This is a genomic window from Streptomyces sp. NPDC015345, from assembly GCF_043078805.1.
Classification (GTDB): domain Bacteria; phylum Actinomycetota; class Actinomycetes; order Streptomycetales; family Streptomycetaceae; genus Streptomyces.
In genome coordinates, this window is record NZ_JBIBTX010000007.1 from 604,702 (window position 1) to 615,930 (window position 11,229).

9 protein-coding genes are annotated in these 11,229 nt (G+C 70.9%); 3 read left to right on the forward strand and 6 right to left on the reverse strand.

Annotated features, from left to right (window positions below):
• Genes ACF062_RS29440 through ACF062_RS29450 form a run of 3 tightly spaced genes read right to left on the reverse strand, consistent with a single transcriptional unit; the run spans nucleotide 1 to nucleotide 2,500 of the window.
• A complete protein-coding gene (locus tag ACF062_RS29440; protein WP_392142666.1) occupies nucleotides 1-1,191 on the reverse strand; it encodes a lipid-transfer protein in 1,191 nt (396 codons plus the stop codon).
• Nucleotides 1,188-1,634 carry a Zn-ribbon domain-containing OB-fold protein gene (locus ACF062_RS29445; protein ID WP_392142667.1) on the reverse strand — a complete coding sequence of 149 codons (447 nt, stop codon included), beginning with the start codon at nucleotides 1,632-1,634 and terminating at the stop codon, nucleotides 1,188-1,190. The genes ACF062_RS29440 and ACF062_RS29445 overlap by 4 nt, the downstream gene beginning before the upstream one ends.
• A 38-nt stretch (nucleotides 1,635-1,672) precedes the next feature.
• Nucleotides 1,673-2,500 carry a M15 family metallopeptidase gene (locus tag ACF062_RS29450; RefSeq protein ID WP_392142668.1) on the reverse strand — a complete coding sequence of 276 codons (828 nt, stop codon included), beginning with the start codon at nucleotides 2,498-2,500 and terminating at the stop codon, nucleotides 1,673-1,675.
• 72 nt (nucleotides 2,501-2,572) lie between these two features.
• On the opposite strand from ACF062_RS29450, the gene ACF062_RS29455 reads away from it, so the two are divergent.
• A complete protein-coding gene (locus ACF062_RS29455) occupies nucleotides 2,573-3,106 on the forward strand; it encodes an NUDIX domain-containing protein (RefSeq protein WP_392142669.1) in 534 nt (177 codons plus the stop codon).
• Between the two features lie 108 nt (nucleotides 3,107-3,214).
• On the opposite strand, the gene ACF062_RS29460 is transcribed toward ACF062_RS29455, so the two are convergent.
• Nucleotides 3,215-5,374, reverse strand: coding sequence for a glycoside hydrolase family 31 protein (locus ACF062_RS29460; protein ID WP_392142670.1), 2,160 nt, complete (start codon nucleotides 5,372-5,374; stop codon nucleotides 3,215-3,217).
• Between the two features lie 215 nt (nucleotides 5,375-5,589).
• On the opposite strand from ACF062_RS29460, the gene ACF062_RS29465 reads away from it, so the two are divergent.
• Both ACF062_RS29465 and ACF062_RS29470 read left to right on the forward strand, forming a co-directional pair.
• Complete coding sequence (locus ACF062_RS29465; protein ID WP_392142671.1) at nucleotides 5,590-7,584, forward strand: acetoacetate--CoA ligase; 1,995 nt, start codon at nucleotides 5,590-5,592, stop codon at nucleotides 7,582-7,584.
• An 82-nt stretch (nucleotides 7,585-7,666) separates the two neighbouring features.
• Nucleotides 7,667-8,560 (forward strand): hypothetical protein, encoded by an 894-nt coding sequence (locus tag ACF062_RS29470; protein ID WP_392142672.1) that lies wholly within the window; start codon nucleotides 7,667-7,669, stop codon nucleotides 8,558-8,560.
• A 59-nt stretch (nucleotides 8,561-8,619) separates the two neighbouring features.
• On the opposite strand, the gene ptsP is transcribed toward ACF062_RS29470, so the two are convergent.
• Complete coding sequence (gene ptsP / locus ACF062_RS29475) at nucleotides 8,620-10,290, reverse strand: phosphoenolpyruvate--protein phosphotransferase (RefSeq protein ID WP_392142673.1); 1,671 nt, start codon at nucleotides 10,288-10,290, stop codon at nucleotides 8,620-8,622.
• Nucleotides 10,291-10,367: 77 nt separating this feature from the next.
• Nucleotides 10,368-10,817 carry a PTS glucose transporter subunit IIA gene (locus tag ACF062_RS29480; RefSeq protein ID WP_392142674.1) on the reverse strand — a complete coding sequence of 150 codons (450 nt, stop codon included), beginning with the start codon at nucleotides 10,815-10,817 and terminating at the stop codon, nucleotides 10,368-10,370.
• Nucleotides 10,818-11,229 lie beyond the last annotated feature (412 nt).

The following is an 11,229-nucleotide window of genomic DNA, read 5'->3' on the forward strand; positions in this document are numbered from 1 at the left end:
TCAGCGCACCGCGACGACGGCGGAGCCATGGCCGAACAGACCTTGGTTCGCGGTGATCCCCACGCGCGCGCCCGCGACCTGTCGCGCCCCGGCCGCTCCCCGCAACTGCCAGCTCAGCTCGCATACTTGCGCGATCGCCTGGGCCGGCACGGCCTCCCCGAAGGACGCCAGGCCCCCACTGGTGTTCACCGGCACGCGCCCGCCGGCGGCCGTCGCCCCGTCACGCAGCAGCTTGGCCCCCTCACCCTCGGCGCAGAGCCCCAGATCCTCGTACCACTGGAGTTCGAGAGCGGTGGACAGGTCGTACACCTCCGCCAGGGATATGTCCTCGGGGCCGATGCCCGCCTCTTCGTACGCCGCTCGCGCGATGGAGGCGCGGAACGTCTCCTCGGCGGGGGCCACGGCGGCCGCGGAGTCCGTGGCGATGTCCGGCAGGTCCAGCACGGTGACCGGATACGTCGGCGTGACGGTGGACACCGCGCGGATGCGCACCGGATCCGGCGCCCCGTGCCGCCGGGCGAACTCCATGCTGGAGAGCACCAGGGCCGCGGCCCCGTCCGAGGTTGCGCAGATGTCGAGCAGCCGCAGCGGGTCGGCGACGACGGCGGATGCGGCGACCTCCTCGGCCGTGACGGCCTTGCGGTAGCGGGCGTTCGCGTTGAGGGCGCCCGCGGCGGCGTTCTTCACCTTGACCTGGGCGAAGTCCTCCAGGGTGTCGCCGTGCACGGCCATCCTGCGACGCGCGTACAGACCGAAGTACGTGGGGTTGGTCGCGCCGAGCACCCGGAACCGCAGCCAGTCGGGATCATCGGGCCGCTCACCGCCGGCGGGCCGGAAGAACCCCTTGGGGGCCGCGTCGGCACCGACCACCAGGACGACGTCCGCCATGCCGGCGAGGATCTGCGTGCGCGCGGTGCCGATCGCCTGGGCACCGGACGCGCACGCCGCGTACACGCTCGTGACGCGCGCCCCCTGCCAGCCCAGAGCCTTGGCGAAGGTGGCCCCGGCGACATACCCTGGATAGCCGCCACGGACTGTGTCCGCGCCGACGATCGAACCCACGTCCCGCCAGTCGACCCCGGCATCCGCGAGGGCGGCACGGGCAGCCACCACTCCGTACGCGACGAAGCTGCGCCCCCACTTGCCCCAGGGGTGCATGCCCGCGCCGAGCACCGCCACCTCGCCGGTCATGCGCTCACCTCCACGGGCCGCCAGTGCCACGTCGTCCACGTCGTCCCGTCGTCCTCATTGAGCACTCCGGGGACGACCTCCACCTCCATGCCGACCTCCAGATCGGCGACGGAGACACCGGGAACCGCCTGGCCGAGCACCACCATGCGCTCCGCTGCCAGCTCCACAGCGATCAACGTGTAGGGATGCCACGGAAGTTCCGCGTCGGAGACGTAAGGCGCGGGGGGCCGGTAACGCCCGTCGGTGTACGACCACACGCGCCCGCGCCGTGACAGCGGCACCTCGGTCAGCTCCCCGCCCGCGCAGCCGGGATTGCGGCAGAAACCGTCCTCGCGCGGGAAGAAGACGGCGGCACAGGCCGAGCAACGTGTCCCCAGGAGGCGGAAGTTCTCCCCCTCGCCGGCGAACCAGTCGGCCACTACGGGTGTGCGCGTACGCGACAAGGTTCCTCCATGGCGCTGAGTGACACTGAATCTGACGCTCAGTCAGAAGTGTGCCATGGGCCCTGCCCCGACAGCGACCTCGGCGAGACAGGGAAGTCGAAGTAGGTGTCCGGGAACAGCTCCGGCTTGTGGGTGAAGTGCCACCACTCCTCCGGCAGATTGACGAAGCCCTCCTTGGCCAACGCGCCCCTCAGGAGGTCCCGGTGGGCCCGCTGCTGCTTCGTGACGCGCGGATCGTCCGTGTGCGACAGCGTGTCGAAGCAGTCGAAGCCCGTCCCCATGTCCACGGAGTTGTCCGGGAAGCGCTCACTCCGAGGGCCGTAGCACGGCGTCAGCGGCTCCCCGGGCACATAGGGCCGCGTCGGCGCCGCCGGAAGCTTCACGACGGTCAGATCCACCGTCGAACCGCGACTGTGCCCGGACTTCTCCGCGATGTAACCGTCCGCGAACAACCGGGACTTGTCGACAAGGGGATAGAACTCCTCCTTCATGCGCTCGTCCCTCAGATCCTTCGCCCACCGCACGAAGTGGTCGACGGCCCGCTGCGGCCGGTAGCAGTCGTACACCTTCAAGGAATAGCCCTTGCGCAGCAGCGCGCGCTGCGCCTTGTGCAGCGCCTTCGCCGCGGGCTCGGTCAGGATGCACATCGGCTTCTTGTAGCCGTCGATCGGCTCACCCACGAAGTTGTGCGGCGTGATGTACCGCATCTCCTGGATGATGGTCGGGTCGACGTCACGGAGCGCCACGAACTCCTCCGGAGCCTTCGGCTCGGGCTTCGCGTGCGCGGGGGAGGGGGCGACCGCCACGGCCAGCAGGGCGGCGGCCGAGACCATGAGTTTCCGCAGAACGGGGGCAAATGCTGTCATGCCCCTGCATCTATCAGGATCACTGCCGACCAGGGAAGACCGACGCCGAGGTGATCGGATACAGTCCGCGGCGTGTCCGAATCCCCACACCTCGCCAACTCAGCCCCGGGCTCCCACTGTTCGAGCTGCGGAGCGTCCTACGAAGACCAGCCTTCGGGCCGGCCCCGCACCTGTGCCGCCTGTGGAGCCGTGGCCTACCGCAACCCGCTCCCCGTAGCGGTGGCCCTCCAGCCCGTCTACGACACACAGGGCACCGGCCTGGTCGTCGTCACGCGCGCCATCGCTCCCGCCCTCGGAGGCATAGCCCTGCCCGGCGGCTTCATCGACGACAGGGAGGACTGGCGGCACGCGGTCGTACGCGAACTCAAGGAGGAGACCGGCATCACGGCGCAGAGCCGCGACGTCCGCCTCATCGACGCCATGAGCGCCCCCGACGGATACCTCCTGCTCTTCGGTCTCCTCCCCGAGCGCCCGGCCGCCGACCTGCCCGCCTCCGCGCCGACGGACGAGACCGAGGGCTGGGACGTGCTGCGCCAGGCCGACGAACTCGCCTTCCCGCTCCACACGCTGGCGGCACGCGCGTGGTTCGAGGGCCGCTACATCTGACCTCCCGACCGCCGGCCCGGCCGAGCCTCGAACGGGCCGCGGAACGCCCCAGGCCCGAGAGACACGGGCCGGCGGCACAGCGGCCCGAGCCCGGCTCCGCCGCAGACCTCACCCGACGAGCCCCCGCACCCGCACCGGCCGCTCCGTCGCGCCTCCGCCCTCGCCGCTGTCCCGCTCGACGACCACACGCCGCCCGCTCCACCGCGTCGTGAACCGCTCGATCTCCGCCTTCCCCCACCCGTCACCGGTGTCGGCGATGACCAGGCCCCCGCCCACGCGTCCCTCGGCAGGCGCCCACACCTCCAGCTCAAGGCCACCGTCGCGCCCCCGCACGGGCAGCACCGTGCCCGCGCGCGCCAGCACCGGAACACGCGACAGCGGAGCGTCCACCAGCACCTGCCCCGGACCTTCGTACGCCTTCCCGGTCGCCGTGTCGTACCACCGCCCCGGCGGCAGCCGCAGCGCCCGCACCCGAGCACCGCTCTCCAGGACCGGCGCCACCAACAAGGAGTCGCCCAACAGGAACGCGTCCTCGCAGTCGCGCAGCGCCCTGTCCTCGGGACAGCCCCACCACAGGGGCCGCGCATACGGCGCGCCCGTGAGACGGGCCAGATGGGCGAGCGTCACGAAATACGGCAGCAGCCGCCTGCGCTCGACGAGCGCCACGCGCGCGTGCCCGAGCACCTCCTCGCCGAACTCCCAGGGCTCACGCCGCCCGGCAGTGATCGCCGCATGCGTACGGAACAGCGGCAGATACGCCCCGAGTTGGAACCACCGCAGATACAGCTCCGGAGAGGGACTGCCGTCGAACCCGCCCACATCAGGGCCCGAATACGGCACGCCGCACAACCCGAGACCCAGCACCAGCGACAGCGACGCCCGCAGTCCGGGCCAGCCGGTGGACACATCACCGGACCACGTCCCTCCGTAGCGCTGCATCCCCGCCCACCCGGAACGCGAGAACAAGAAGGGCCGCTCCTCGTAGAGACGGCCCCACCACTTCCGCGCGCGCGGGTCGGTGAAGTCCGGATACACCGCCTCACCGGGCCATACGACACCGCGCACCAGCCGCCCCGCCGCGTCCCGCACGAAGGCGTCGGCCGCCACCCCGCGGTCGTACGTCCCGACGCCCGGCTCCGCCTTCACCGCCGGATCGACGATCGAGACGAGCCGGATCCCGTCCTTGCGCAACTCATCCGCCAACCGCGGCAGCTGCGGGAAGCGCTCCTTGTCGACCGTGAACACCTGATGCGCTTCGTAGTGGTCGATGTCCAGGTGCATCGCGTCCAGCGGCAGTCCATGCTCCCGATAACCCGCGACGATCCGCCGCACCTCCTCCTCACTGCCGAACCCCCACCGCGCGTGATGGTGCCCGAGCGCCCATGAGGGCGGCAACGCAGGGGGACCCGTGAGCGACGCCCAGGTGTGCAGCACGCGCGCGGGAGTGCCGGCCATCACCCAGCACCGCAGCGGCCCGCCGCCCATCCGCACCTCGCACGAACCCACCCGGTCGTGACCCGACCCCGCCCCCTCCTCGCCCTCCCGCACCAGGACCTCGCCCTCCCACGTGTTGTCGTGGAAGACCAGATGCGCACCGGCGTCGGCCACCACCATCTGCACCGGCATCGTGATGTACAACGGATCGTCGCCAGGTCCGAAGGAGCCGCCCGGATCGGTGTTCCACAGCCGGTACGTGCCGTTCCGCAACCGGGGCCCACCGGAGCGACCGCCGAGTCCAAAGAACCGCGCGTCCGCCGGCACCTGAGACCGCTGCACCCAGCGCGCCGTACCCCCCTCGACCGGTTCCCACCAGCGCGGCGGCAGATCACGCCGCAGCATGACGCCACCGGGCGTACGCAACTCCACGGCCCCCTGGCGCGACACCACCAACGTCGCGCGCTCCGACACCACCCGCCAGCCGCCCTCCTTGTCGGGCTCAAGGACCGCCCGCGGATCCGGCTCAGGACTCCCGCACGCCAGCGCGTACGACGGCTCAGGCTCCGCGCCGTCCCACCCCCAGAAGACGGCCCCACCGGTGGTCACCCGCACCCGCAGCTCGGACCGGGCGAACCGCACCACACCCCCGCCCGGCCCCGGCTCCACCTCCGTCACGGGGCCGGGCACCCGCGCACGCTCGGCACGCCGCGGAGCCAGCCCTGTCGCGTCCGCCCTCCACCTGCGCCACGAGGAGCGCACCGTGCGCAACCCCTGCGCCGTGCCGACCATCCCCACCGCCTTCACCGAACGCACCAGGTCACGACCGTTCATGCTGCTCACCCTGCCACCGAAAACACTGCGCGTGTGCTTCGTTCAACTGCCGTTCACCTGGGGGGATGGCACCTGGCCGCCGGGCCGACCGTGCGGAATCGACCCTGGTGCGGAAGTCGATCACGTGGCATCGTCCTTTTCAGCCGTGTTCACGCGCACACCCAGCACGTGCGCACCCCACACGCATACGACGCGTCCAGTCCGGGAGCCGCCCCATGACGTCCTCAGCGAACCCTGCGCCGCTCTGGCAGCCGAGCCCGGAGAGGATCGCCGACGCGCAGGTCACCCGATTCCAGACCTGGGCCGCCGAGCACTACGGAGCACCGGCCGAGGGGGGCTACGCCGCACTGCACCACTGGTCGGTGACCGAACTCGAGACGTTCTGGAAGGCCGTCACCGACTGGTTCGACGTCAAGTTCTCCACCCCCTACGCGCGCGTGCTCGGCGACCGCTCGATGCCCGGCGCCCAGTGGTTCCCCGGCGCGACCCTCAACTACGCGGAACACGCTCTGCGCGCGGCCGACGACCCCGCGCGCGCGGACACCCCCGCCCTCCTCCACGTCGACGAGAACCATGAACCGCGGCCCGTCACCTGGTCCGAACTGCGCCGCCAGGTCGGCTCCCTGACCGCGGAACTGCGCGCACTCGGCGTACGCCCCGGAGACCGCGTCAGCGGCTACCTGCCGAACATCCCCGAGGCCGTCGTCGCCCTCCTGGCCGCCGCCGCGGTCGGAGCCGTCTGGACCTCCTGCGCCCCCGACTTCGGCGCCCGCAGCGTCCTGGACCGCTTCCAGCAGGTCGAGCCCGTCGTCCTCTTCACCGTCGACGGCTACCGCTATGGCGGCAAGGAGCACGACCGCCGCGAAACCGTCGCCGAGCTCCGCTCCGAACTGCCGAGCCTCCGCGCGGTCGTCCACATCCCGCTGCTCGGCACCGACGCCCCCGAAGGCGCCCTGGAATGGTCGGCCCTCACCTCGGCCGACGTGGCGCCCGTCTTCGAAGCGGTGCCCTTCGACCACCCCCTGTGGGTGCTGTACTCCTCCGGCACCACCGGCCTGCCCAAGGCGATCGTCCAGTCCCAGGGCGGCATCCTCGTCGAACACCTCAAGCAACTGGGCCTGCACTGCGACCTCGGCCCCGACGACCGCTTCTTCTGGTACACCTCGACCGGCTGGATGATGTGGAACTTCCTCGTCTCCGGCCTCCTGACGGGCACCACGATCGTCCTGTACGACGGCAGCCCGGGCTACCCCGACACCGGCGCCCAGTGGCGCATCGCCGAACGCACCGGAGCCACCCTCTACGGCACGTCCGCCGCCTACGTCATGGCCTGCCGCAAGGCCGACGTCCACCCGGCCCGCGACTTCGACCTCTCACGCGTCAAATGCGTCGCGACGACCGGCTCCCCGCTGCCCCCCGACGGCTTCCGCTGGCTGCACGACGAATTCGCCGACAACCCAGGCACCCCGGGAGGCCTGTGGACGGCCTCGGTCAGCGGCGGCACGGACGTCTGCTCCTGCTTCGCGGGCGCCGTCCCCACCCTCCCCGTCCACATCGGCGAACTCCAGGCCCCCTGCCTGGGCACCGACCTCCAGTCCTGGGACCCCCAGGGCAAACCGCTGACCGACGAGGTCGGCGAACTGGTCGTCACGAACCCCATGCCGTCCATGCCCATCCACTTCTGGAACGACCCGGACGGCACCCGCTACCACGACAGCTACTTCGACACCTACCCCGGCGTCTGGCGCCACGGCGACTGGATCACCGTCACCTCACGCGGCTCCGTGATCATCCACGGCCGTTCCGACTCCACGCTCAACCGCCAGGGCGTCCGCATGGGCTCCGCCGACATCTACGAGGCCGTCGAGCGGCTCCCCGAGATCCGCGAATCCCTCGTCATCGGCGTCGAACTGCCCGACGGCGGCTACTGGATGCCGCTCTTCGTCCACCTCGCCCCCGGCGCGGCCCTCGACGACGCCCTGCGCGACCGCATCAAGCTGACCATCCGCGAGCAGCTCTCCCCGCGCCACGTCCCCGACGAGGTCATCGAAGTCCCCGGCATCCCGCACACCCTCACCGGCAAGCGCATCGAGGTCCCGGTCAAGCGCCTCCTCCAAGGCACCCCGCTGCACAAGGCGGTCAACCCCGGCTCGGTCGACGACCTCGACCTCCTCCGCTTCTACGAGGACCTCGCCGCCAAGCGCACCTGACCGCGGTTTCCCAGCTCAGCGCCCGTTGTCAGTGCCCATGGTTACTCTGAGTGAGCATTGATCGCCGAGCGCAGGGGGAATCATGGCGCACACCCGACACGACACGATGCGACGTGCTCTACGCCGCGAAGTCGCCGGAACCATCGGCCTGTTGGCCGATGAGGAGGACTTCGCGGCGATGCGTCGCTACCGCACCTTCACCTTCGACGACCACACGACCTACCTCCAGCAGGTCGAAGCCCTGCTCAAGACGCTCGCGTCCCAGGGCAGGCACACCACAGTCGCCCTCTTCGACCCCGAGGAGTACGAGGCGTACTGCGCGGACGCGGGCCTCGACCCCGACGCCGCGGGCAGCCGCAGCCGCTTCACCGCCGAACTGGCATCGGGCGGCCCCACCGTGCCCTACGAAGGCCAGCCCCTCGCCGATCTCCTCCCCGACCTCGTCGACGAGGCGGTCCGCAAGGCCACCTGGGAGTACGCGACGACGGTGCTCGCCCGCACCGGCGCCTGCGCGACGTGCGGCGAGGACATCGGACGAGCCGCCTTCGCCCGGGCCTCGGAGCTGATCACCCGAGCCCTCGACACCTCGGGCCCCGGCACCCGGCACCTGGTGTGCAGCGTGCCCTGCGAAGCGGAGACGCTCCTCGCCGCCCTGCACGTCGAGATCGACGCGGACGGCAGCGCCCTGCTCGATGAGACCGAGGCCCTGGAGGTCGCGACGGTCCTCGCCGTCGGCATCGCCACCCACCGCGCGGCCGGCATGGTGCTTCGCTGCACCGCCGAAGGCACCCGCGACCGCGTCCAGGGCTGGCGCATGAACGGCGGCCGCCTCCAACCCCTCACCGCCGCCGAGGTCTTCGACGCGTACTGCACCGACGCCATCTCAGGCGAGCTGGTCGCCCCGGAATCCGGCGTCGACTACTGCGCGGCACCCCACCTCGAAGGCGACGAACCGGAAAGGGGCCACACCCACTGAACGCCCGAGGGGCGCCCCACCGCATCGGTGGGACGCCCCTCGGAACAACGACCGTACGGCTACTCGCCGGACAGCACCGCCTGGGCGGCCTGCCGGGCCTCCTCGGCGGTGTCCGCGGCACGAGCAGCCGCCGCCGCGCGCTCGCACTGCGCCAGCGTGTACTTGCCGAGCGTCGCCCGCACGTAGGGAATCGACGCCGCACCCATCGACAGGGAGGTGACACCCAGACCGGTCAGCACACAGGCGAGCAGCGGGTCGGACGCGGCCTCACCGCACACACCACAGCTCTTGCCCTCGGCCCGCGCCGCCTCGGCGGACAGCGAGACCAGGTCGAGCAGCGCGGGCTGCCACGGATCCTGGAGCCGCGACACGGCACCCACCTGACGGTCGGCGGCGAACGCGTACTGCGCGAGGTCGTTGGTCCCCAGCGAAAGGAACTCGACCTCCTGAAGGATCGAGCGCGCCCGCAGCGCCGCCGACGGGATCTCGACCATCGCACCGAACTTGGCCCGCAGCCCGGCCTCTCGGCACGCGTCCGCGAACGCCTTGGCGTCGGTGCGGTCCGCGACCATGGGAGCCATGACCTCGAGGTAGACCGGCAGCCCCTCGGCAGCCTTGGCCAGCGCGGTCAGCTGGGTCTTGAGCACCTCCGGGTGATCCAGCAGCGACCGCAGACCCCGCACGCCCAGCGCCGGGTTCGGCTCATCGGCCGGCGTCAGGAAGTCCAGCGGCTTGTCCGCACCGGCATCCAGCACCCGCACGACCACACGGCCCTCGGGGAAGGCCTCGAGCACCTTGCGGTACGCCTCGACCTGCTTCTCCTCCGACGGCGCCTTGGTGCTGTCGTCCAGGAAGAGGAACTCGGTACGGAAGAGACCGACGCCCTCGGCTCCCGCCTCGACGGCGGCCGGCACATCGGCGGGACCGCCGACATTGGCGAGGAGAGGAACCTTGTGCCCGTCGGACGTCGCGCCCGGGCCGGTCGATGCCGCCAGCGCGGCCTTGCGCTCGGCAGCGGCCGCCTCCAGCTGCTCCCGCTTCTCCATGCTCGGGTCGACGAAGATCTCGCCGGTGCTGCCGTCGACAGCCACGACGGTGCCCTCCGCGAGCTCACCCGCGCCCGGCAGCGCGACGACGGCCGGGACACCGAGCGCCCGCGCGAGGATCGCGCTGTGGCTGGTGGGCCCGCCCTCCTCCGTCACGAAGCCGAGCACCAGAGCCGGGTCGAGCAGCGCGGTGTCCGCGGGTGCCAGGTCCCGCGCGATCAGTACGTACGGTTCGTCGCTGTCCGGAACACCCGGCATCGGAACGCCGAGCAGCCGGGCGACGATGCGGTTCCGCACGTCGTCCAGGTCCGCCACCCGACCGGCCATGTACTCACCGGCACCGGCCAGCAGCTCACGGTAGTGCGAGAACGCGTCGTAGACGGCGCGCTCGGCCGTGCTGCCGACGGTGATGCGCCGGTCGACGTCGGACATGAGCTCCGGGTCCTGGGCGATCATGGCCTGCGCCTCGAGCACCGCCTGTGCCTCGCCACCGGCCAGATTGCCGCGTGCAATCAGGTCGGCCGCCACAGCTTCCACGGCCTGGCGGGCGCGCCCCTGTTCGCGCTCCGCCTCCTCCGCGGGAATCTGCTTGGCCGGCGGCTCCAGGACCGCCGTCCCCATGTGCCGAACCTCGCCGATCGCCACACCGTGGCTCACACCGACGCCTCGCAGCGTTGTCTCCATCTCACCCGTCTCCGATAGTGCGGCGGACTCGGCCGCCGCGGTGGTTGTCCTGCCTGCCGTCAACGACGGCGATGACGTCACTGCCAGCTGAAGAGCGCGTCGCCGGCCTTCACGTCGCCGTCCTCGATGAGCCCGGAGAGGGACTCGGCCGTGGCCTCGAGCGCCACGACCGGGCACACGGGAGACTTGCCGGCGGCCTCGACGGCGGCCGGGTTCCAGCGCACCACGGCCTGACCGCGCCGCACCGTGTCGCCCTTGTTGATGAGAAGCTCGAAGCCCTCGCCGTTGAGCTGGACGGTGTCGATGCCGAGGTGCGTCAGGACGCCATGACCCTGATCGTCGACCACCACGAACGCGTGGGGGTGGAGAGAGACGACGATGCCGTCCACGGGAGAGACGGCCTCGGAAGCCTCACGTACGGGATCGATGGCCGTACCAGGGCCGACCATGGCACCTGAGAAGACGGGATCCGGTACTGCGGAGAGCCCAATGGCGCGTCCAGCAAGCGGGGACGAAACACTGGTCATGGCAAGCCTCCCAGGGGGTGGAGATTCGTAGCCGCCGTCGCTACCTGTCCTGGACGACGCGCTGCTCAGAAGCGTAAGTCATAAGAAGTCCCGGTTCCGCACGAGAGATCCCGGTTGACGGACGTAGGAGCACAGCACGAACGATTTGCGCCTGCCCGGGCGGCGATGTAGAGTCGGACTCTGCCTGAGGCCACGGGGCGCGGCAAGCGTCCAGGCTCGGCGACATCCTTCACGTCAGATCCTATCCCTGAGTCTGGTTCCGCATGTCATGCGGTGACCGTGGTCAGAGAGTCGAATGAGACCTGATAAAGTCGGAGCCGCCGGAAAGGGAAACGCGAAAGCCGAAAGGCCGGAGCGGGAACCGGAAAGGCACCGAGGAAATCGGACACGAAAGAGTCTGATAGAGTCGGAA

Coding starts and splice junctions, on each gene's coding strand:
- ACF062_RS29440 (WP_392142666.1), bottom strand. CDS start 1,191: ATGACCGGCGAGGTGGCGGTGCTCGGCGCGGGCATGCACCCCTGGGGC.
- ACF062_RS29450 (WP_392142668.1), bottom strand. CDS start 2,500: ATGACAGCATTTGCCCCCGTTCTGCGGAAACTCATGGTCTCGGCCGCC.
- ACF062_RS29460 (WP_392142670.1), bottom strand. CDS start 5,374: ATGAACGGTCGTGACCTGGTGCGTTCGGTGAAGGCGGTGGGGATGGTC.
- ACF062_RS29465 (WP_392142671.1), top strand. CDS start 5,590: ATGACGTCCTCAGCGAACCCTGCGCCGCTCTGGCAGCCGAGCCCGGAG.
- ACF062_RS29470 (WP_392142672.1), top strand. CDS start 7,667: ATGGCGCACACCCGACACGACACGATGCGACGTGCTCTACGCCGCGAA.
- ptsP (WP_392142673.1), bottom strand. CDS start 10,290: ATGGAGACAACGCTGCGAGGCGTCGGTGTGAGCCACGGTGTGGCGATC.
- ACF062_RS29480 (WP_392142674.1), bottom strand. CDS start 10,817: ATGACCAGTGTTTCGTCCCCGCTTGCTGGACGCGCCATTGGGCTCTCC.